The 21,806-nt window shown below is 37.7% G+C and carries 18 protein-coding genes; 15 read left to right on the top strand and 3 right to left on the bottom strand.

Annotation, left to right across the window (positions count from 1 at the left end):
- Window positions 1-5 precede the first annotated feature (5 nt).
- Window positions 6-911 (top strand): YihY/virulence factor BrkB family protein, encoded by a 906-nt coding sequence (locus Q0505_RS17025; protein WP_299215470.1) that lies wholly within the window; start codon window positions 6-8, stop codon window positions 909-911.
- A gap of 150 nt (window positions 912-1,061) precedes the next feature.
- On the opposite strand, the gene Q0505_RS17020 is transcribed toward Q0505_RS17025, so the two are convergent.
- Window positions 1,062-2,168: a DNA topoisomerase IB gene (locus Q0505_RS17020; protein ID WP_299215468.1), complete on the bottom strand. Its 1,107-nt coding sequence runs from the start codon at window positions 2,166-2,168 to the stop codon at window positions 1,062-1,064.
- A 202-nt stretch (window positions 2,169-2,370) separates the two neighbouring features.
- Between Q0505_RS17020 and Q0505_RS17015 the strand changes: the two genes are divergently transcribed.
- The 3 genes from Q0505_RS17015 (at window position 2,371) to Q0505_RS17005 (ending at window position 6,206) form a co-directional block, all read left to right on the top strand.
- Window positions 2,371-3,639, top strand: coding sequence for a DUF2254 domain-containing protein (locus tag Q0505_RS17015; RefSeq protein WP_299215466.1), 1,269 nt, complete (start codon window positions 2,371-2,373; stop codon window positions 3,637-3,639).
- A 417-nt stretch (window positions 3,640-4,056) separates the two neighbouring features.
- A complete protein-coding gene (locus Q0505_RS17010; protein WP_299215464.1) occupies window positions 4,057-5,346 on the top strand; it encodes an AAA family ATPase in 1,290 nt (429 codons plus the stop codon).
- Between the two features lie 2 nt (window positions 5,347-5,348).
- A complete protein-coding gene (locus tag Q0505_RS17005) occupies window positions 5,349-6,206 on the top strand; it encodes a hypothetical protein (protein ID WP_299215462.1) in 858 nt (285 codons plus the stop codon).
- A gap of 155 nt (window positions 6,207-6,361) precedes the next feature.
- On the opposite strand, the gene Q0505_RS17000 is transcribed toward Q0505_RS17005, so the two are convergent.
- Window positions 6,362-6,565 (bottom strand): DUF2892 domain-containing protein, encoded by a 204-nt coding sequence (locus Q0505_RS17000; protein ID WP_299215460.1) that lies wholly within the window; start codon window positions 6,563-6,565, stop codon window positions 6,362-6,364.
- 375 nt (window positions 6,566-6,940) lie between these two features.
- Here Q0505_RS17000 and Q0505_RS16995 point away from each other — a divergent pair, with 375 nt between their 5' ends.
- The 5 genes from Q0505_RS16995 to pdeM all read left to right on the top strand — a co-directional run bounded on the left by Q0505_RS16995 (window position 6,941) and on the right by pdeM (window position 14,056).
- Window positions 6,941-7,858: a DUF6268 family outer membrane beta-barrel protein gene (locus Q0505_RS16995; protein ID WP_299215458.1), complete on the top strand. Its 918-nt coding sequence runs from the start codon at window positions 6,941-6,943 to the stop codon at window positions 7,856-7,858.
- 244 nt (window positions 7,859-8,102) lie between these two features.
- Window positions 8,103-9,128, top strand: coding sequence for a ligase-associated DNA damage response exonuclease (locus Q0505_RS16990; RefSeq protein ID WP_299215456.1), 1,026 nt, complete (start codon window positions 8,103-8,105; stop codon window positions 9,126-9,128).
- A complete protein-coding gene (locus tag Q0505_RS16985) occupies window positions 9,125-10,729 on the top strand; it encodes an ATP-dependent DNA ligase (RefSeq protein ID WP_299215454.1) in 1,605 nt (534 codons plus the stop codon). The genes Q0505_RS16990 and Q0505_RS16985 overlap by 4 nt, the downstream gene beginning before the upstream one ends.
- Window positions 10,726-13,188 carry a ligase-associated DNA damage response DEXH box helicase gene (locus Q0505_RS16980; protein ID WP_299215452.1) on the top strand — a complete coding sequence of 821 codons (2,463 nt, stop codon included), beginning with the start codon at window positions 10,726-10,728 and terminating at the stop codon, window positions 13,186-13,188. The genes Q0505_RS16985 and Q0505_RS16980 overlap by 4 nt, the downstream gene beginning before the upstream one ends.
- Window positions 13,189-13,405: 217 nt before the next feature.
- Complete coding sequence (gene pdeM / locus Q0505_RS16975) at window positions 13,406-14,056, top strand: ligase-associated DNA damage response endonuclease PdeM (RefSeq protein ID WP_299215450.1); 651 nt, start codon at window positions 13,406-13,408, stop codon at window positions 14,054-14,056.
- Window positions 14,057-14,072: 16 nt separating this feature from the next.
- Here pdeM and Q0505_RS16970 read toward each other — a convergent pair whose 3' ends face one another.
- On the bottom strand, window positions 14,073-14,648 hold the full coding sequence (locus Q0505_RS16970; RefSeq protein ID WP_299215448.1) for a hypothetical protein: 576 nt from the start codon (window positions 14,646-14,648) through the stop codon (window positions 14,073-14,075).
- Window positions 14,649-14,917: 269 nt separating this feature from the next.
- On the opposite strand from Q0505_RS16970, the gene Q0505_RS16965 reads away from it, so the two are divergent.
- The 6 genes from Q0505_RS16965 to Q0505_RS16940 form a co-directional block, all read left to right on the top strand.
- Window positions 14,918-15,274 (top strand): hypothetical protein, encoded by a 357-nt coding sequence (locus Q0505_RS16965; protein ID WP_366519438.1) that lies wholly within the window; start codon window positions 14,918-14,920, stop codon window positions 15,272-15,274.
- Window positions 15,275-15,391: 117 nt separating this feature from the next.
- A complete protein-coding gene (locus Q0505_RS16960) occupies window positions 15,392-19,180 on the top strand; it encodes an efflux RND transporter permease subunit (RefSeq protein WP_299215444.1) in 3,789 nt (1,262 codons plus the stop codon).
- A 42-nt stretch (window positions 19,181-19,222) separates the two neighbouring features.
- Window positions 19,223-19,576 carry a four helix bundle protein gene (locus Q0505_RS16955; RefSeq protein WP_299215442.1) on the top strand — a complete coding sequence of 118 codons (354 nt, stop codon included), beginning with the start codon at window positions 19,223-19,225 and terminating at the stop codon, window positions 19,574-19,576.
- Between the two features lies 1 nt (window position 19,577).
- Window positions 19,578-20,930 (top strand): TolC family protein, encoded by a 1,353-nt coding sequence (locus Q0505_RS16950; protein WP_299215440.1) that lies wholly within the window; start codon window positions 19,578-19,580, stop codon window positions 20,928-20,930.
- An 8-nt stretch (window positions 20,931-20,938) separates the two neighbouring features.
- Window positions 20,939-21,187, top strand: a complete 249-nt coding sequence (locus tag Q0505_RS16945) for a heavy metal-binding domain-containing protein (RefSeq protein ID WP_299215438.1) — start codon at window positions 20,939-20,941, stop codon at window positions 21,185-21,187.
- A 145-nt stretch (window positions 21,188-21,332) separates the two neighbouring features.
- The coding region (locus Q0505_RS16940) for a permease (protein WP_299215436.1) at window positions 21,333-21,806 on the top strand (474 nt) is incomplete at its 3' end.

Genomic DNA, 21,806 nt, shown 5'->3' with positions numbered 1-21,806 from the left:
AATGTATGGAAGAGCAAACAACAGACAAACCATTAGAACTCCATTTTAAAATTAAACACTTGCCCGAATTGCTGGTTACCTCAGCAAAATCGTGGTTTAATAGCGACCCCTTTCAAAAAAGTGCCATCGTTGCCTATTATGCCATTCTCTCCTTACCTGCTCTCATTATCATTATTCTAAATGTGGTAGGTTCTATTTGGGGACGTGATATCGTACAGGGAGAACTCATTGATGAAATCTCTCAAGCATTGGGAAAAGAAACTGCCAAATCTATACAGGTAATGATGGTAGACAGAGGAGACGCACCTACCTCTATGTTTGCCAATATCATTGGAATTGCAACGTTACTCTACGGATCTACAGGGGTGTTTTTCCAAATTCAGAATGTGCTTGATGAAATTTGGAATGCAACAGCACCTTCTACAAACGGGATTATAGCGACCCTCATTGGGCGCTTTAAAAGTTTTGGGTTTATACTTGTTATTGGTTTTCTCTTACTCATCAGTTTTGTACTCACATCTTTACTCAGTACGTTTGGGAAAAACCTATCAAAATTCATTCCCGAGAATATGATCGATCTGTTGTATATATTTGACATTTTGGTGTCATTAGCCTTCATTTATGTATTGTTTGCGATGATGTTTAAATTGTTACCCAATGCAACTATCAAGTGGAGAGCCGTACGTATAGGAGCGGGACTAACATCGCTACTTTTTGTGGGGGGTAAATACCTATTGGCTGTTTATTTTAGTGAAATGGAACCAGGTTCCACCTACGGAGCCGCAGGATCTATCATTCTAATCATGTTATGGGTTTCTTATTCAAGTTTGATTCTATTTTTTGGCGCCCATTTTACAAGAGCTTATTCAGAGAAATATTTAAAAACGCGACCAAAGCAAGTATTAGAATAATTAGATTTGTAAGTTTCCACTCCTGCCTGACGCAGGCAGGTTCGCGAAAGCGCACATATCCATATCACCAACTATAGACAAAATACGCCAATTATAAAGTGGTTTTCATTTTTGATGCACTCTCAACCATTTGATATGAAAAGATGATGACTACTCCAGAATATCTTTTATAAATCTGGGTGTATAGTTTTCCATCATTTCTAGTAATACAATTTCGGAGTCTGATAGATACTCTCTTTGTTCGTTGAGCGCGTCTAGCTTTTTAAAATCTTCTGCAATCGAATCATTTGTATATCGATGTACCACCATAGGGTGTACATAATACTTTCTACACACATTCCGAGTATTACCAAGCTCTTTTGCAGTCGCGTCAAAGGCAGTTAGTAGGTGTTGTTTTTTTTCCTTTTCTGAAGAAGCAATGCCTAATTCTACTATAGTTTCAAAGAAGATACTAGTCCCAGCCCAAGTTCTAAAATCTTTTGCTGTAAATAATTCCCCACATATATCGTGTATGTACTCATTAATCATACTGCTATCTATGGTATGCTTGACACCATCTTCATCATAATATTGAAAAAGCTCCCATCCCGGAATTTCTTCACAGCGATTCACGAGTCTGGCGAGTTTCTTATTCCTAAGGCTTACGCTATGCTCCTTCCCTTTTTTACCTACAAAGTGAAATTTTAAATTGTCTTTTACAACAGAGACATGTCTTGTACGCATAGTGGCAAGACCATAGGTTTTATTTCGTTTTGCATATTGCCGACTCCCTATCCGGATATGTGTTTCTTCCATAAGACGAATCACAAGTGCCAATACTTTTTCTTTTGGCCAGCCTGATTTTTCTAGATCGGCATCTACACGGGCACGGATTTTTGGTAATTGATGCCCAAAGTTTGCCATTTTTAAAAACTTTGTTTGATTTCGCACCTGATTCCATAGCGGATGGTATCGGTACTGTTTTCTGTTTTTCAGATCTCTTCCTACCGCTTGTAAATGTCCGTTAAATGGATAGGCAATCTTTACCTGTTGCCAAGCTGGTGGGATCACAAGATTATCAATACGCTCTAATTGATCACTATCTCTCAAAGGTTTTCCTTTGTGTAGGTAGTCAAAGTCTTTTTCTTTTTTGATGCGTTCGATACTCAAGGAATCATCATATACATAAATCAAATCTAGCTTATCAATTACCTGATCAGGTGTCTGCAACAGGGCGTTAATAAAATCTAGGTTTTTGTAATCTTCAAGGTTCATCATACGATTGGGTAATTGAAAAAATCAATTTAGGCTAAAAGTAGACTAAAAATTAGTTAACTTTTAGCTTTAAATAGTAGACTTTTATTGCTTTCGCGAAAGCGAACCATTTTAATTGCATTAATAATACTATAATTTAAGTTAGCAAAAAACTATAAATGAAGCGTATCTTTCCCCTGAAGAGATATCATATAATTTACAACGTGTGAGAATACTATTAAAGACTTTAAAAGCGAGTTATAAACGTACGTTACGGAGTATAGCCTTATATCCTGTAGTGATTAGTATCCTTTTCTTACTGCTCTCTATATGTATTCCACAACTAGAAACCTCTTCTCTTGTTGCGTTTCTTAAAGATAAAATTCCGTATTTATTAATAGATAATATAGATACGGCCCGTACTACTTTATCTACATTAATAGGAGGTATTCTCTCCTTAACCGTATTTAGTTTTTCAATGGTGATGGTCGTGCTTAACCAAGCGAGTTCTAACTATTCCCCTAGATTGTTGCCAGGTCTTATCTCTGATAAAAAGCATCAGATTATTTTGGGAATGTACATTGGAACATTATTGTATGCGCTTGTCGCTCTTATTACGATGGATGCAGCCGATAGTGATAGCTCTAAAGAAATTATTGGACTTACGACCATGTTTGCTGCTCTTTTCGGGATTATATGTGTAGGGCTCTTTGTGTATTTTATCCATACGATTTCCAATGCGATACAGATTCACGAGATTACAGACAGGATTGCTACAGAAAGTGAACGTTATGTAAACCAAAAATGCGAAGAGCCAGAAGCTGACATCACTACCACAGAACTCTGGAAAACCATCATAAGTCATCGTACAGGATATTACCGAGGTTTTGATATGGGTATTTTAAATAAAACCCTACAAGATTTTGAAAACGAAATCCATATAATCCCTTACCAAGATCAGCATGTTTGGAAAGGACATCCATTATTGAGAATAAAAGAAGATATTTCTGAAGAAGGATTAGAAAAAATACAAGACTGCCTCATTTTTTCTAAAGACCGTCATGAAGACAATACGTATACAGGCGGAATGATTAAACTCATGGAAGTTGCTGTAAAAGCGATGTCTCCTGGAATTAATGATCCAGGAACTGCTATTGAAATCATCACAAGATTAGGACCGTTACTTTATAAAACCATAAAGATTTGTAACCATACACAAACGAAGAGTAGCACAGAAAAATGCATCATTATCCAATCAAACATTACCACTGCTGAGGTGTTACGGTTAATCATTCAACCACTCAGACGCTACGCAAAACACGATAGTCTTGTGATGCACGAACTTATTTTGATGCTACAATATATCTTACAAACTGATATTGCACTTCACGAAAAAATACCCGTAAAAGCCGAGCTTGAGGCTGTAAAAGAAGACATCACTGCTCATATTACCAACACAGCCGATCAGAAACAAATTTTCAAATTATTGAAATGATACTGGTTTTGCTGCTGCTTACCAGCAGACAGGTTCGCGAAAGCGAACTCAGGATTGAAAAGAACCAAGATTCAAGACGTATTTGGAATATAGATCGCTTCGCTTATAGAATATAGAGAATAGACCAAAAGGTTTTGGATACTGTCATGAAATAGGATCACTACGCTACAGGAATCAAGACGTGAGATTAAAAAATAAAATACTCACAAACCATGAACTTTTAAACTTTTAAACCATAAACTAATAGACTCATCAACTCATCAACTCATAGACTCATAGACTCATTGACACATCGACTAAACACATCTGCTTTGATTTGGCAATATGTGCTTTAATACTTACCTTAGTTTTACAACTCTTTTGAGATCTTATTTCCACAACTCCTATACGTCTTAATCGTATAGTAAACTGACATCCATGTTTATAAAAAAACTTACTCTTAAAAATTTTAGATGTTTTAAAACATTGGAGATTGATTTTAAAAATGAAATTGATGTTGATCAGTTACAACAACAGTCAATATCTTCTGATTCAACATCTAATAATAGAGCTCGCACATTAATTTTAGGAGAAAACGGTACTGGAAAGAGTAATATTTTAAAAGCGATTGCCTTGGTAACGGCGGGTAGTAATGCTTTGGGAGAGTTACTGGGCGATGTCAATGACTGGATTCGTTATGGCACCGATGAGTGTCGTATTGATCTAGAGATGACCATAGAGGATGGGGCTTCTCGTCATATCTGGCTTGAAATACATAGAGGCGATCATCTGGGGGATATTATGAAACGTTCTGGAGAATCACTCCAAGAGATAGATGCGGCATTAAGTCATACCGATCGGAATTATTTTATAGTCGGCTATGGCTCTTCCAGAAATGCAGGTTCCGGAGGGAATAATTTCAAGTCCAAACGATCTTCTTCCCAACGAGCACAATGTGTGGCATCCTTGTTAGATAAAACCGCAGAACTTAATTCTATAGAAGAATGGGCAATAGATCTTGATTACCGTAGTGATGACGGTATGAATATTATAAAAAAGGTATTTGATGATTTTTTACCTAATACCAAATTTCATAGTATCGATAAGAAAGAACGTAGGTTATTACTGGAGACCAAAGACGGTATCATTCCTTTCAGTGCGTTAAGTGATGGCTATCAGAACATGGCGGCTTGGATCGGTGATATTCTTTATAGAATCAATGATATCTTTTATGATAGAAAAGAACCTCTTCATACAAAAGGGGTTTTACTTATAGATGAGATTGCACTCCACTTACACCCTGTATGGCAACGAGAGCTATTAGGTTTTATAAAAAGAACACTCCCTAATATGCAACTCATAGCGACGACACATTCTCCCTTTATCGCTCAGCAAGCAGGAAAAGATGAGTTGTATACCATCGAGAGAATAAAAAACGACTTACGTCTGGATGTCTTTAGCGGAGATCCAAGCGGACTTCTCCTCCACCAAATACTAATGAGTGACGTATTTGGAATGCCTACCGATGAATCTCTGGAAGTAGAAAACTTAAAGAAAAAAAGAGCGACAATTACCAATCGTAAAAAGCAATCTTCAAAAGATAAAGAAGAGCTAGAAGATATTAATGAAAAACTAAAAGACGTACCTATCAAATCATATTCAAATAGTATCATTAATAAAGAAGAACATGCGACTTTAAAGGAAATTTTAAAAACGTATAAGAGATAGTCATGCGTAAGTTATCCAGAATACGAGATGGAGGAATCCCAACAGCTTTTATAGGAGAACACAGAAAAAGTCAGTTACTAAAACTAGTAAAAGCCGAACGAGATATAAAGAACGGACTACTAAACAAACACAAATTTCCATCTACTTGGTCACCTTGTAAAACGCAACTACATAAAGAAAGTGATTCAAAATGTGCTTATTGTGAATCCCCTACTACGGTTGTATCTTATGGAGATGTAGAGCATTACAGACCCAAAAGTAAATACTGGTGGTTAGCCTATTGCTATGATAATTATTTGGCGTCTTGCACATTATGTAATCAAAAATATAAAAAGGCAAAATTCAAGACTTTACATCCCAAAATACAAGGACCACAGATTAAGAAAAATAATACAGACACCCATTTAAAAAATATAGTAGCTACCATCACACCAGATCCGATACAAGAGACCGATGGGGTAAGTTGGAATGAGTATATCCAACAACATAATGATGAGCGACCCTTACTACTCAATCCCTATATAGATGATCCCAAAAACTTTTTTGCTTGGGAAGTGAAGCCAGAAGATGAGTCGGTGGTATTAGTTCCCTTAGACAATCAAAATGATCTCCACGTAAGAATTGTCAAAGCCTCCGAAGAGGATTATGGCATTAACCGACCTGAGTTGTGTTTACACCGTTTTGAAGCATACTTAGTGTACTGTGCGGCGCGTCTGATGAGTGAAGATGCACAATTACCTGAAAACTATAGAAACATGCAACGAAGAATAAGAGAGCGACTTCTCAGAAAAGAAGGCGCCTATTCAGGAATACTCACATTTTTTGAACAACAACCTATTGATCAACTTGTGATACCGTAAATATCTATATTGAGAGTACACAGGATTTTGTGCTGTTTTTTTCGCTTTCGCGAAATATGATAAAGGAAAAAATTAATGTGGAGCTTTATTAAATTCCAAAAGAGTAAATGATTGTTATACCAAGCCTTTAGAAGTCCCAAAGTAGACCAAGAAAATTACTTAAAATATTCGTCTGAGTTATTAAAATCTGCATTTATAGACTTATAAAATAGACAGAATCCTGTAAAACTTGCTACAAAAAAGAAAAAAGACATCACGATAAGTATAAATCCTAACAGACCTCTAACAGGTCCAAATATGACGAGTGCAACGAGAACCGCTGCAATAACGAATCGTGATACACGATCCAAAGTATTCATGTTTTTTTTAGATGTAATCATAAGGGGCTGTACGATATAAAGGGCAAAAGTAACCATTTAATCTTAGAAAATAAAAAAAATACGACTCGTTATTTAATTCTTACTTTATTGAATTTCAGTTAAATAAAATATAAATTTATCATATCAATGGAAAAAAATCAAGAAGAATCATCATTCTAAAAAATATAGAATGAGCAGGGACTTATACTTTCAAATAAGTAGTGAAAAATCGTGAATTAAAAAATTACTTATACATACTATAATCTTTTTTAATACGTATCATGTCGTGCCAGACTTTTTAATGTCTAATTTTGATTACAGAATAGAAAAAAAATAGAAACATATACTACTTAAACAACACCTACCATCTACACTATGAAAAAACAACTACTACTTTTAGCTTTTCTTATTTCGGCGAGTATCATAAACGCACAAGATTACTTAGATGTAATGAAAGCATCTTATCATAGCACTACGCTAGGAAATACTGAAAATGACAGTGAAACCGATGTGAGTAATGCCAATATAGAAGTCTATTTTCCGCTACCGCTTACCAGTGATATCACAATGATCACAGGATTTACGTATGAAAATACTCGCTTAGGTTTAATAAATACCACTGAAGCAGTAGATGCTGGATTTATGGATAGATCCAATCTTGTGATGACGCGTCTTAACTTGGGTGTAAAACTAGAACATGGCAAAAAATGGTCAGGTACGTATGTCGCGCTACCTAAATTTGCGTCAGATTTTAATAATCTAGGAAATAATGATTTCCAGATGGGAGGTCTTGCCCTATTAGAAAAAAGATACTCAAGTAAGTATAGCTTAAAATTTGGTACCTATATCTCTTCAGAAAATTTTGGTACCACCCTGACGCCACTTATAGGACTTTGGTATAAATCAAAAAACAAAAAGTTCTACATCAATGCGACTTTACCAATCCGTGCAGATGCAAATTACTCATTAACAGACCACTTTAGCTTAGGAGCAAATTTGATTACTTCTATCAAATCGTACAACTTATCAGAATTTGATTCTAATTTTTATGTACAGGAAGAGTCGATACGTTTCTCAGCCTTTGCCGCCTATGGGTTCTTGAATGACGCTCTGATCGTTCGTGGTCGTGTTGGTCTAGATACAACTGATTATGGTGTATATGCAGAAGGAGATACCGTAGGACTCCAAGTATTGACATTTCAAGTAGGTGGTGATGATCGAACCAGACTTAATAACGAATTTTCAGCAGCTCCATTTGTAGGCATCGATCTGATCTTTAGAACAGGTCTTTAGTATAAAACTCCTATAAAAATCTTACATTAGAAAGCTCCGTTATCAAATCGATAACGGAGCTTTTTTTGATGAAACCCTGTAGGAGGTAAACTGTTTTAGCTTTCGCGAAAGCGGTCTTCGTTTCAAAAGCATCAATAGAACTATGCATTGGGTTAGTACACTCTTATAAAAGATACTTATCTTTCCTACACAAGTTTTGTTGAGTATATTACTCTTGTAAAATCAAAAAAAAGCTTTAAAATAGATGAAAACACCCTTACTAATCTTTAATGAAAACGGTATCTATTGTGAGGCAGCAGACGTATATCTGGATCCTTGGTATCCTGTTGATAAAGCGATTATAACCCACGGTCATGCAGACCATAGCCGTTATGGGCATAAAAAATATATTACACATCATACCAACGTCCATATCATTAAACACAGACTAGGAGATATCACGGTATCTGGCGTTTCTTATAATGAATCATTCACCATTAACAATGTAAAATTTTCACTTCACCCAGCGGGTCATATTATTGGAAGTTCACAAGTACGTGTAGAACATAAAGGAGAAGTTTGGGTCTTTACAGGCGATTATAAACTCTCTAATGATGGCGTATCTGTTCCCTATGAATGTGTGCGTTGTGATACGTTTATTACAGAATGTACCTTTGGATTACCCGCTTTTGCATGGAAACCGCAAGAAGAAGTGTTTACAGAAATCAACACCTGGTGGTCTGAAAATAGAGCGGAAGGAAAGACCTCTATTCTCTTTGGCTATTCGCTAGGAAAAGCGCAACGTTTACTCAAACATCTTGATCCATCGATTGGAAAAATTTATATCCATGCGGCTATTGAGAATATGACAGAAGTGATTCGCCCGATGGTTTCTTTTCCAGAAACCACACGTATTACTCGAGAGACGACCAAAGAAGAATTAAAAGGTACCATGGTCATTGCGCCTCCTAGCGCACATGGAAGTCCGTGGATTCGGAAAATGGTTCCGTATGTAACAGGATCTGCAAGCGGATGGATGACCTTTAGAGGTGCCAGAAGAAGACGTGCTATAGACAAAGGTTTTGTACTCTCCGATCATTGTGACTGGGAAGAATTACTCACCGCAATTGAAGGTACAGGCGCTCAAAAAATAATTACCACCCATGGATATACCGAGATTTTTTCTAGATATCTCAGAGAGAAGGGATATGATGCGCGGACGGAGAAAACACAATATGAAGGTGAAGCCAATGAGATGGAAACGTCTACCAAAGAAGTAGAAGAAGTATGAAAGATTTCGCACATCTCATAAAACTGCTGGACAGTACCAATAAAACCAATGCAAAAGTAGCCGCATTGACCGACTACTTTACAAAAGCAACCGACACAGATAAGGTGTGGACGATTGCGATCCTCTCCCACCGCAGACCACCACGCCCCGTAAACACGACACTTTTAAGAACCTGGGCGTCTGAGTTATCTCAAATTCCATTATGGTTGTTTGAAGAATCCTATCACATTGTAGGTGACCTTGCTGAAACGATCGCCCTTGTGATTCCGACATCTACAGAAACTTCTGAGAAAAGTCTGACGCAGTTTGTCCAAGAAATTATTGCTTTAAAAAAGAAAACGGATGAAGAGAAAAAAGAATATCTTTTTGATAATTGGAGTGCACTCAATTATTATGAACGTTTTGTATTTAATAAATTGATTACAGGAAGTTTTAGAATTGGCGTGAGTCAGAAGTTAATGACCAGAGCACTTTCTAAAGCTGTTGATATTGATGAAGATATTCTTGCTTATAAACTCATGGGGGATTGGAATCCTGATACCATTAGTTTTACAGACTTGGTATTAGAAGAAAAAGAATCTGATTATTTATCAAAACCCTACCCTTTTTATCTTGCCTATGCGATAGAAGATGAGGTCTCCGATTTAGGAGACGTATCCGATTGGAGTGCAGAACATAAATGGGACGGAATCCGCTCACAGGTGATTATCCGAAAAGGCGAATTATACGTATGGAGTCGAGGCGAAGAATTAGTCACTGATAAATACCCTGAGTTTTCATCTTTTGTAGAAGCACTGCAAGATGGCGTCGTATTGGATGGTGAAATCTTACCATTTATCAACGGACAGATAGGTACCTTCAACGATCTACAAACACGCATCGGACGTAAGAATGTGTCTAAAGCACTCCTCGCAAAAGTCCCTGTGATTTTAAAAGCGTATGATTTGTTGGAATGGAAAGGTAAAGATATCAGATCGATGCCTTTTAAAGAACGAAGAGTTCTTTTGGAAACTTTGGTAGAAACTATAGACAGTGAAGAAATTCCTTTACATATTTCAGAAACCATTTCTTTCTCCAATTGGGAAGAGATGGCAATAGAACGTGCTAAATCCAGAGAAATGCAAAGTGAAGGACTCATGATTAAGCGTTGGGATGCGAGTTATAAAGTAGGGCGCAAGAAAGGAGATTGGTGGAAGTGGAAAGTAGATCCGCTTACCATAGATGCTGTGCTTACGTATGCGATGCGTGGTCACGGGAGGCGTACCAATCTATTTACAGATTATACCTTCGGATTATGGAATGAGGAGAAGGAATTGGTCACTTTCGCGAAAGCGTACTCAGGACTCACCGACGCAGAGTTTAGAAAAGTAGATGCTTGGATTAAAAAGAACACGTTAGAACGTTTTGGTCCCGTACGGAGTGTCACCCCACAATTAGTATTTGAGATTGCCTTTGAAGGCATTGCACTTTCATCTCGTCATAAAAGTGGAATTGCCACGCGTTTTCCAAGAATATTACGCTGGCGACAAGACAAAAAAATAGAAGACGCCAATACCTTAGAAGACCTTAAAATGATGATTCCTAAAACTGAAACGACATGAATCGAGCGGCATTAGTAGAAATTGCCGAAGCTTGGTTTCAAGAACAAGATTGGAAACCGTTTCCGTTTCAAAAACAGACATGGCAAGCCTTTTTGCAAGGAAAACATGGGCTTTTAAATGCGCCAACAGGAAGTGGGAAAACCTATGCACTCTGGATTCCCATTGTATTGGATATTATCAAACAAAATCCTGAGTACAAAACCAATCCAAAAAAAGGACTAAAAGCAATATGGATTACACCCTTACGTGCTTTATCAGTAGAAATACAACAAGCCGCCGAACGGTTTGTCGCTGGAGTTGATGCACCATTTACCGTAGGCATTCGCACAGGTGATACTTCGCAAAAAGAACGCACTGCTCAAAAGCGGAAAATGCCAGATTTGCTTATTACGACCCCTGAAAGTTTACAATTGCTCTTAGCCTCCAAAGGTTATGCAAAAACCTTCGAAAATTTACACGCTGTGGTAATTGACGAGTGGCACGAACTTTTGGGAAGCAAGCGTGGCGTGCAAATGGAATTAGCACTTTCCAGACTAAAAGTAGTCGCCCCTCGATTACGGATTTGGGGAATTTCAGCAACAATTGGAAATTTAGAACAAGCCAGAGATGTGTTGTTAGGTACTGATCAAAAAAGCTTAGAAAATTCGGTATTAATCAAAGCTAATATACAGAAGAAAATTACCGTAAAATCCATCATCCCAAAAAATATAGAAACCTTTCCTTGGCGGGGTCATCTTGGCATTCATTTACTGGATGAGGTCTTACCGATTATAGATAAAAGTAAAAGTACGTTGCTCTTTACCAATACCAGAGCGCAGTGCGAGATCTGGTTTCAAAAAATTCTAGCTGTACGACCAGAACTCGCGGGGTCACTTGCGATGCATCATGGGAGCATCAGTAAAGATACCCGTTTATGGGTCGAGAATGCCATTCGATCTGGCGATTTGAAAGCCGTGGTTTGTACCTCAAGTCTGGATCTTGGCGTCGACTTTGCCCCTGTAGAAACCATTATCCAAATTGGAAGCCCAAAAGGCGTTGCACGTTTTTTACAACGAGCAGGACGTAGCGGGCACCAACCTGGAAAAGAAAGTGTGATCCATTTTTTACCTACACACGCTTTGGAGCTTATAGAGGCGTCTGCCCTTCAAAAAGCAGTCAAACAAAAAATAGTAGAAGATCGGATTCCCTATCTTAATAGCTATGACGTGCTCGTGCAATATCTGGTGACCCTCGCTGTATCTGACGGATTTTATCCAGATACCATTTTTAAAGAGATCCAAACCACCAGTTGCTTTCAGGCAATTACACAAGATCAATACCAATGGATTCTTAATTTTCTAGTATTAGGAAGTCAAAGTTTACAAGCGTATGATGAGTATCGTAAAGTGGAGATAGAAGAAGATGGAAAATTTAAAGTCAATAGCCGTGCAGTATCCATGCGTCATAGACTACAAATAGGTACCATTGTAAGCGATGCAAACCTGATGGTCAAATATCTAAAAGGAGGTTTTATAGGAACGATTGAAGAATGGTTTGTCTCCAAACTTAAACCTGGCGATGTATTTACGTTTGCAGGTAGAAATCTGGAGTTGTTTAAAATCAAAAATATGCAAGTCCTCGTCAGAAAATCTAATAAGAAAACAGCCAAAGTTCCAAGTTGGATGGGAGGACGCATGAGTTTTTCTTCAGAAATGAGTGATATGCTTCGCGACGAATTATATAATGTGAATCGCACCGATCTCCCATTGTCTAAGGAATTAAAAGCATTAGAACCCATTTTCACGAGACAACAAAGAGAAAGTATTATTCCGTCCAAAAATGAATTTCTGATAGAAACTTTTAAAACCCGAGAGGGCTATCATGCCGTCTTCTACCCTTTTGAAGGACGCTTTGTACATGAAGCGATGGCAAGTCTGATCGCCTATCGGATTAGTTTGTTATCGCCTATTACCTTTACCATTGCCTATAACGATTACGGTTTTGAACTGCTGTCAGATCAGTTTTTTGATATTCAAGAAGTCATTGACAATAATCTGTTTACAGCAGCATACTTAAAAAGTGATTTACAAAAAAGCCTAAATGCTACCGAAATGGCTCGGCGTAAATTCAGAGATATTGCGGTAATTTCTGGACTCGTATTTACAGGCTATCCAGACAAACAAGTAAAAAACAAACACCTACAATCAAGTTCGCAACTCCTCTTTAATGTCTTTGCAGATTACGAACCTGTTAACCTACTATACCAACAAGCCTTTACAGAAACATTTGACCATCAGCTAGAAGAAGGAAGATTGCAACTTGCTATGGAGCGTATTGAAGCACAAACCATCGTATGGAAAGATTGTGAGAAGCCAACTCCCTTTTCATTTCCTATTATTACAGACCGCTTACGCGAAAAATTATCATCAGAAAAACTAGCCGACCGTATCAAACGAATGGTAGCGTTGCTTACCAAGTAACTTGTTTGTGAGTCGTGAGTCGTGAGTCTATTAATCTAAAGGTTTAAAATTTATTGGTTATTCTAATGTGTATCCCTTGATTAGTGTTGACTGCTAACTTAAAAATTTTACAAGTTTAATAGCATATCGATTTCTGTCTGCCTACTAAGAAAAAAACAAACAAACCTATAAAGATTCCATACCCCTATATTTCCTAGAATGTATATCTTAGTCACGCATGGAGACAACGGAAATTACCATCCAAAATCAAACTTTCACACTACACCCTTCAGGAGCGCTTTTCTGGAAAGAAAAAAGCTATCTCCTTATCGCCGATGTACATTTCGGAAAAATCACACATTTTAGAAAACACGGTAGCGGAGTCCCTCAAGAAGCTATCCACAAAAACATCAAAGACTTAGACACTGTATGTTCCTATTTTAATCCGGATACTATTATTTTTATGGGAGATCTCTTTCATAGTCATTTAAATACAGAATGGTTTTTATTTGAAAAATGGGTAGAAACCATCGCGAGTAACATACAATTAGTCACTGGAAATCATGATATCATCGCTCCACTACACTATGAAGAATTAGGTATTCAAATTTTTGAAGAACGTTGTGTGGACACTATTCTTTTAACACACCATCCAGAAACCAGAAATGGTTTTTTTAATATCGCGGGACATATTCATCCAGGAGTTCAATTAACAGGAGTCGGGAAACAATTTTTAAAAGTACCCTGCTTTTTTATGAAACCTAATCAGTTAATACAACCTGCGTTTGGAACATTTACAGGGAACTATATGCTTACTCCAAACCCAGAAGATCGTGTTTTTGCAGTAGCAGATGATCAAGTCATAGAAATAGTATTAGGCCTTCAATAATCTTCACTTACTATACTTAAGATGATGGTATAAACGTATCTCTTTCATAAGATACATTATTAATCATCTGTATGATTTCTTGAGGTGATGAATACTGACTTTTAAGTCGAAGTTTTTGAGGAGGAGAAAGCCTCGCTTTTTCTAAAATAAAATGTTTAGTCTTTAGCACATACTCATTCAGGCCTTGTTTACTCGCATATACATCGGCTATTTGAGTTACCTCTTTTCTATATTTTTTTGAAAAGAAATAATACAAGCAATGTTGTAATAAGTCTTTTTTTGAAAGACTTTCCAGATATATGACAATTCCCAGCGTATGTCCCACCAAACCTATAATGATTTCCCTTGGAATTTCTGTCGTAAAGTAAGTAGCTCCAGAAATCGTAAAAGATTCGTTGAGTGCCATTGTATAAGATTTCTTCCTAACCCAAGGCAATAGGCTCATCCAGTAAGGAGAAACCTGAATTAAAGGCTTATTAGAATTTTCTATGAATTCAATATGAATAGGCACTTCCCCTAATTGAGGATAGAAAGAAAGTGCTTTCCAAGCCTCTTCTTTTATAATTTCAGGGATGTGATGTGTAACGTACATTTTTTTATTTTTAAAATTAGGAATAAACAATATATCGTATGCGTCCAATACATTTAATTCTTGCCGTTTTTAAAAAACCAGTCTCCATTTAAAGTAAGCAACACGCTATAAATTTGAGAATACTAAATCATTAAAAACAAGTAGCTAACTAAAACGATACGTTAAAAACAACGACTATGTTAAAATAATTGCTAATTTTGTAGTTAATGAAACAATTCATCCACAAATCTCTAGCAATTTTTATGGCTTGTGTAGTATGCTTTACTACCATGTCATTTACAATTGATATGCATTATTGTGGAAATACGATGGTGGATTATTCTTTCTTTCATAACGTAAATACCTGCGGAATGGAAAAAGCAGCACTCGCCTCTAGTTGTGAAAATCCAGAAATGTCCAAAAAATCATGTTGTTCAGACAAACAATTGGTTATAGAAGGACAAGACGATTTAAAAGATGCTTTCAAGAATTTAACTTTTGAGCAACAAACCTTTGTTACTGCATTCTCTTATTCATATCTCAGTCTCTTTGAAGGAACTATCTCTAACGAAGTTCCACGCATAGAATACTCCCCTCCCCTTTTTAAACGGGATGTGCAAGTACTGCACCAAACGTTTCTTATTTGATTTTAAACAGTAGTAGATAGCCCAGCGATACAATCGTTTAGGGCTGATTTTGTTGTGTTTGTTTTTCTGATTTTCCAGAACCTCAACCCTTTCATCACTGTTTAATTATCAAATGATATGCTTAATAAAGCAATTAAATTCCTTATCGAGAACAAGCTTGTCGCTGTTTTAATGCTCCTCCTCTTCGTAGGTTGGGGTTTGATAAATGCGCCCTTTATTTCTGAAGAGTCAGGAATCTCAGCCTACTCAAACCCAGTTGCCGTGGATGCGATTCCAGACATTGGTGAGAACCAACAAATCGTATTTACCAAATGGCAAGGACGTTCTCCACAAGATATTGAAGACCAGATTACCTATCCCCTCACAACATCCTTACTAGGGATTCCGGGAGTAAAAACCATTCGAAGTTCCTCGATGTTTGGTTTTTCCAGCATCTATATCATTTTTGAAGAAGATATCGAGTTTTACTGGTCACGAAGTCGTATCCTCGAAAAATTAAACTCATTACCCGCCAACTTATTACCAGAAGGTGTCAATCCCGCTTTAGGACCCGATGCAACAGGATTAGGGCAAATTTATTGGTATACCTTAGAAGGACGTGATGAAAACGGAAATGTCACTGGCGGATGGGATTTACAAGAACTTCGCAGTATTCAAGATTACTATGTTAAATATGCGCTTTCTGGCGCCAGTGGTGTCTCAGAAGTTGCCTCTATAGGAGGCTTTATAAAGGAATACCAAGTAGACGTCGATCCTGAAAAAATGCGCCAATACAATATTGGTCTCAACCAAATTGTAAAAGCCGCAAAAGAAAGCAATCAAGACATTGGTGCACAAACCTTAGAAATTAATCAGGCAGAATATCTCGTACGTGGTTTAGGCTATGTAAAGTCTATTGAAGATATAGAGAATGCTGTTGTTGCTTCAGAAAATTTCACCTCACTTCGGATCAAAGATGTGGCACGTGTCACACTCGGTCCCGCAACCAGACGTGGTATTCTGGATAAAGAAGGAGCCGAAGTTGTAGGAGGTGTCGTCGTGGCTCGCTATGGTGCAAATCCCATGGAAGTCATTACCAATGTAAAAGCAAAAATTGAAGAACTCAAAGGTGGCTTACCTTCAAAAGTACTACCCGATGGTCGCACATCACAACTCACTGTCGTTCCGTTTTATGACCGTACAGAACTTATTGAAGAAACCCTCCATACACTCAACGAGGCATTGACGTTAGAGATCTTAATTACTATATTGGTCATCATCATCATGGTGTTCAATGTAAGAGCCTCTATCTTAATTTCAGGATTATTACCCGTCGCGGTGCTTATGGTTTTTGTGGCGATGAAACTCTTTAACGTAGATGCCAATATTGTGGCACTTTCAGGCATTGCCATTGCGATTGGCACCATGGTCGATGTAGGCGTCATTCTAGCCGAAAATATGATTCGTCACATGAATGATTCTAGATTACGCTTTCGCGAAAGCGGGGAAGAATTTACGACAAACGAGATTATCTATAATGCTACCGCCGAAGTTTCTGGAGCCATCTTAACAGCTGTCCTTACTACGATTATAAGTTTTGTACCCGTATTTACCATGATAGGTGCCGAAGGAAAACTATTCCGTCCACTGGCATTTACAAAGACCATGGCGTTATCGGCTTCATTGGTTATTGCCTTATTTATAATCCCTCCAATTGCCGCCTTTTTATTCAAAAGAACAAGCATTCGGCAGCGTTCAAAATACATCTTGAACGGACTGTTAATCGTTTTGGGAATCGTAGCGATTGCATACGGTTTTTGGTTAGGGCTTGTCTTAATCGCCTTTGGAATTACGGCATTACTAACGATGCAGGATACGCTTTCGCGAAAGCGTGCTAACCTTATTAACATAAGTATTTCCGCTGCTGCCATCATCTTTCTATTAGCTGAATATTGGCGACCTCTGGGCTTTGACCGAAGCATCCTCATCAACTTAATTTTTGTCTCGATCATTTGCTTCGGAATCTTGGGGATATTCTCTCTTCTAAAAAGGTATTACCATCAGATTTTAGCATGGGCACTAGCTCATAAAGTCCTATTTCTTATCATCCCGACAACCATTCTTATATCTGGGGTCTGGATTATGAATAATACAGGAAAAGAGTTTATGCCATCGCTCAATGAAGGATCTTTTCTTCTAATGCCTACTTCCCTTCCACACGCTGGTATAGAAGAAAACAAACGGGTACTACAACAGTTGGATATGGCAGTTGCCACCATTCCTGAGATAGAAACGGTTGTTGGTAAATCAGGTAGAACGGAATCTGCCTTAGACCCCGCACCGCTCTCTATGTATGAAAATATGATTCAGTACAAATCTGAATATATGCGTAATGCACAAGGCAAACGCCAGCGTTATAAAGTAAATAAGGATGGATTTTTTGTATTGAAAGATGGTTCATTCTATTATAATAAAAATACAGATGTCAGTTCGAGCCCTTCGACAAGCTCAGGACAGGCGCTGTCGAAGAACTTCTCTGTAGAGAGCCTAGATTTAATCGAAGACGAAGACGGTGAATACTTCCGTAACTGGCGACCAGAAATAAACAGCCCAGACGATATCTGGAATGAAATCGTCAAAGTCACCAAGTTGCCTGGCGTGACATCAGCACCCAAATTACAACCTATCGAAACCCGATTGGTGATGTTGCAAACAGGAATGCGAGCACCTATGGGAATTAAGGTAAAAGGACCTGATTTAAAAACCATCGAGAATTTTGGCTTACAACTAGAAGATATTCTCAAACAAGCCGAAGGTGTCAAAGAACAAGCTGTTTTTGCAGACCGAATTGTTGGCAAACCATATCTACTCATTGATATCAAACGGGAGCAACTCGCCCGTTATGGAATCTCCATTATGGATGTACAGCAAGTATTGCAAGTCGCCGTGGGCGGAATGCCCCTCACACAAACCGTTGAAGGTCGTGAGCGCTACGGAGTACGTGTGCGGTATCCAAGAGATTTGCGTGGCAACCCAGATGATCTTAAAAAGATATATGTTCCTGTTGCTACGGGTACTCCTGTGCCTTTAGGCGAGTTGGTGGATATTCGCTATGAACAAGGTCCGCAAGTGATTAAAAGTGAGGACACGTTTCTTGTTGGCTACGTATTGTTTGATAAACTAGATGGTTTTGCCGAAGTAGATGTCGTCGAAAACGCACAGGCGTTAATTAAACAGAAAATAGCTATCGGCGAATTAAGCGTTCCTAAAGGAATCAGTTATCAATTTACGGGAACGTATGAAAATCAGTTGCGGGCAGAGAAAACACTTTCTCTTGTCGTGCCACTAGCACTTGCTATTATCTTTTTGATTTTGTATTTCCAGTTCCGATCTGTTTCTACATCGTTAATGGTATTTACAGGAATCACCGTAGCTTTTGCTGGAGGTTTTATTATGATCTGGTTGTATGGACAGGATTGGTTTTTCAATTTCAACCTCTTTGGAGAGAATATGCGAGAGCTATTCAATATGAAAACCATCAATCTGAGTGTAGCGGTTTGGGTAGGATTCATCGCACTATTTGGTATTGCTACCGATGATGGTGTGGTCATGGCGACCTACCTTACACAAACCTTTAACCGTGACAAACCCACAGATAAAAAAGCCATTCGACACTCAGCGCTAGAAGCGGCTGGTAAGCGTATTCGTCCTTGTTTAATGACAACCGTCACCACCATTCTTGCTTTACTTCCCGTATTGACCTCTACAGGAAAAGGAAGTGATATCATGATTCCTATGGCGATCCCTATTTTCGGAGGAATGATCATTGACATTACCTCCTATTTTATTGTACCTGTATTGTATAGTTGGCGAGAAGAATTCTTTTTAGAAAAGAGAAAAAAAAGAGAAGAGAGAAGAGAGAAGTGAAAAGTGGAAAGTGAAAATAGAATTGACTAAAAGAATATAATTATGGCAGAAAGTATTTTAAAAACCAAAAGTTATCAGTTTGCAATTTTAATTGTGAAGCTATCACAGATGTTAGTTTCTGAAAAGAAAGAATATATTTTAAGTAAACAGCTTTTAAGAAGTGGAACCGCAGTAGGTGCTCTTATCCGAGAAGCCGAATTTGCTCAAAGCAAAAAGGACTTTATAAATAAAATGAGTATCGCATTAAAGGAAGCAAATGAATCTATTTATTGGATTGATTTACTTAAGGATACAAATTATATTCTCAAAGAGCGTCATCATTCATTAGTGTCAGATTGTAAAGAATTGGTAGCGATGCTCGTGAGTTCAATAAAAACAACTAAGTCTAGAATGTAATATGGATTTTTCAAAAATTAAAAGTGAAAAGTTAAAAGTAAAAAATGACACGTTCACTGTATTTACAATGGCTATACTTCAAAGGTGGCTTAGGAACGTTGATGTTTATAGTTTTTCACCTTTCACTTTTCACTTCAAAAGAGTTGCAATTTTTAGTTTTTCACTTTTCACTTTTCACTTTGCGTCAGCACAGCAACTACAAAACTACATTCAAGAGGCAGAAAAAAATAATCCAGAAATTCAGGCTTATGAATTACGATATAACATCGCAGAAGAAAAAATACATGAAGCCGACTGGATACCGAATACAGAATTTAGTGCAGGCTATTTTGTGAGCGAACCAGAAACGAGAACAGGAGCGCAACGTGCACGGTTTTCAGCGAGACAAATGTTGCCTTGGTTTGGTACCATTACCGCTCGAGAAAACTATGCGAGTTCGATGGCAGATACAGAGTATGTAGACATTGTTATTGCCAAGCGCAAACTAGCGCTTTCTGTTTCGCAATCGTATTATAAGCTCTATGCAATCAAGGTAAAACAAAAAGTATTGGAGGAGAACATTCAATTACTAAAAACCTACGAAAAACTGGCACTTACTTCTGTAGAAGTTGGCAAAGCCTCCGCAGTTGATGTCTTGCGATTGCAGATCAGACAGAACGAATTGCTACAGGAAAAAGAAGTCCTAGACGCCGCGTATGTAGGAGAGCAAACCGCTTTTAATAAATTATTGCATCGAGACAGAACCACGGCGGTACCGATTCTAGAAGAATTTGTATTACCAAATGAAGATATACTATATGCGGAGGATGCTTTGGCGCTCAATCCTGAGTTGCTTAAATATGATAAACTCTATGAATCTGTAGCCCAATCAGAAGCGTTGAATCTAGCAGAACGAAATCCTATGATAGGTTTCGGATTAGATTATATACCAGTTTCCGAACGTCCAGATATGAATTTTAGTGACAACGGAAAAGATATTTTTATGCCGATGGTTTCGGTTTCTATTCCCATTTTCAATAAAAGCTATGATTCAAAAAGTAAGCAGAATGAGTTGCGACAATTAGAAATCACCTCGCAAAAAGAGTCGCGATTAGATGTTTTAGAGACCGCTTTCGCGAAAGCGATATCACAGCGTACACAAGCCAGAATTATATACGCTACACAGGAGAAAAACTTAAAACAAGCTCGTGATGCCGAAGAAATTCTCATTAAGAATTATGAAACTGGAACGATTGATTTTAATGATGTATTGGATATACAAGAACTTCAATTGAAATTTCAGATCAATCAAATAAATGCCATCACCACTTACTATGCGCAAAGTGCCGTAGTCAATTATTTAATAACTCAATAATACATAAAATGAAATTATTCAAATCAATTTTAATCGCCATCGCAGTCATCACATCAGTCACAATGCTGTCTTGTAAAGAAACAAAAACCGAAACCAAAACAACGACAGAGAAGCTAGGAAAAGAATATACATCTACGTATGTATGTCCTATGCACTGTAAAGATAGTGGTAGCGATACAGAAGGTACGTGTGATACCTGCGGAATGACGCTTGTAAAAAATGAAGACCATAAAGCTAACGGACATACACACGAATAGTTATAGATTCCTTTCACCCCTAAATGGAAGGAAGACGGATTGGCACGCCTAGTGTTCCCTAAACGCTAGGTGTCGCTCATCCTGATTGAATACTGAAAGTAACTCCATCTAAATACACTACGGGCATAAATAAAAAATAATGAATATGAATGAATTTTTAAAACAATGGGCTGAGGCAGCTTACACCAGTACTGGATTTTTCTGGATGGCATTATGGGCATTTGTTTTAGGATATATCATCAGTAGTATGATACAAATTTTTGTAACCCAAGATAAAATGCAAAATGCAATGGGCGAAAACGAAGGTAAAGCAATGCTGCTAGGTACGTTCTTCGGGTTTATAAGTAGCTCGTGTAGTTTCTCAGCATTAGCGGGTACGAAGTCCATTTTTAAGAAAGGAGCTAGTTTTGTGTCTTCTATGGCTTTCCTATTGGCATCAACAAATCTTGTGATTGAATTGGGAATCATCATTTCTATATTCTTAGGTTGGCAATTTGTAGTAGGCGAATATGTAGGCGGTGTGCTGCTTATCCTTATTTGCTGGATGCTTATCCGTCTTATCAATCCTAAAAAGCTTATTGAAAATGCTCGAAAGAACCTAGAGAATGAAGATGATGAT

It is taken from the genome of uncultured Dokdonia sp. (assembly GCF_937910895.1).
GTDB lineage: Bacteria > Bacteroidota > Bacteroidia > Flavobacteriales > Flavobacteriaceae > Dokdonia.
The sequence above is the reverse complement of the archived record's forward strand: the minus strand, read 5'-3'. Positions and strand labels throughout refer to the sequence as shown.

What these genes read in the sequence shown, in the direction of transcription:
- Q0505_RS17025 (WP_299215470.1), top strand. Translation starts at nt 6, where the DNA reads ATGGAAGAGCAAACAACAGACAAACCATTAGAACTCCATTTTAAAATT.
- Q0505_RS17020 (WP_299215468.1), bottom strand. Translation starts at nt 2,168, where the DNA reads ATGATGAACCTTGAAGATTACAAAAACCTAGATTTTATTAACGCCCTG.
- Q0505_RS17010 (WP_299215464.1), top strand. Translation starts at nt 4,057, where the DNA reads ATGTTTATAAAAAAACTTACTCTTAAAAATTTTAGATGTTTTAAAACA.
- Q0505_RS17005 (WP_299215462.1), top strand. Translation starts at nt 5,349, where the DNA reads ATGCGTAAGTTATCCAGAATACGAGATGGAGGAATCCCAACAGCTTTT.
- Q0505_RS17000 (WP_299215460.1), bottom strand. Translation starts at nt 6,565, where the DNA reads ATGAATACTTTGGATCGTGTATCACGATTCGTTATTGCAGCGGTTCTC.
- Q0505_RS16995 (WP_299215458.1), top strand. Translation starts at nt 6,941, where the DNA reads ATGAAAAAACAACTACTACTTTTAGCTTTTCTTATTTCGGCGAGTATC.
- Q0505_RS16990 (WP_299215456.1), top strand. Translation starts at nt 8,103, where the DNA reads ATGAAAACACCCTTACTAATCTTTAATGAAAACGGTATCTATTGTGAG.
- Q0505_RS16985 (WP_299215454.1), top strand. Translation starts at nt 9,125, where the DNA reads ATGAAAGATTTCGCACATCTCATAAAACTGCTGGACAGTACCAATAAA.
- Q0505_RS16980 (WP_299215452.1), top strand. Translation starts at nt 10,726, where the DNA reads ATGAATCGAGCGGCATTAGTAGAAATTGCCGAAGCTTGGTTTCAAGAA.
- pdeM (WP_299215450.1), top strand. Translation starts at nt 13,406, where the DNA reads ATGGAGACAACGGAAATTACCATCCAAAATCAAACTTTCACACTACAC.
- Q0505_RS16970 (WP_299215448.1), bottom strand. Translation starts at nt 14,648, where the DNA reads ATGTACGTTACACATCACATCCCTGAAATTATAAAAGAAGAGGCTTGG.
- Q0505_RS16965 (WP_366519438.1), top strand. Translation starts at nt 14,918, where the DNA reads ATGTCATTTACAATTGATATGCATTATTGTGGAAATACGATGGTGGAT.
- Q0505_RS16960 (WP_299215444.1), top strand. Translation starts at nt 15,392, where the DNA reads ATGCTTAATAAAGCAATTAAATTCCTTATCGAGAACAAGCTTGTCGCT.
- Q0505_RS16955 (WP_299215442.1), top strand. Translation starts at nt 19,223, where the DNA reads ATGGCAGAAAGTATTTTAAAAACCAAAAGTTATCAGTTTGCAATTTTA.
- Q0505_RS16950 (WP_299215440.1), top strand. Translation starts at nt 19,578, where the DNA reads ATGGATTTTTCAAAAATTAAAAGTGAAAAGTTAAAAGTAAAAAATGAC.
- Q0505_RS16945 (WP_299215438.1), top strand. Translation starts at nt 20,939, where the DNA reads ATGAAATTATTCAAATCAATTTTAATCGCCATCGCAGTCATCACATCA.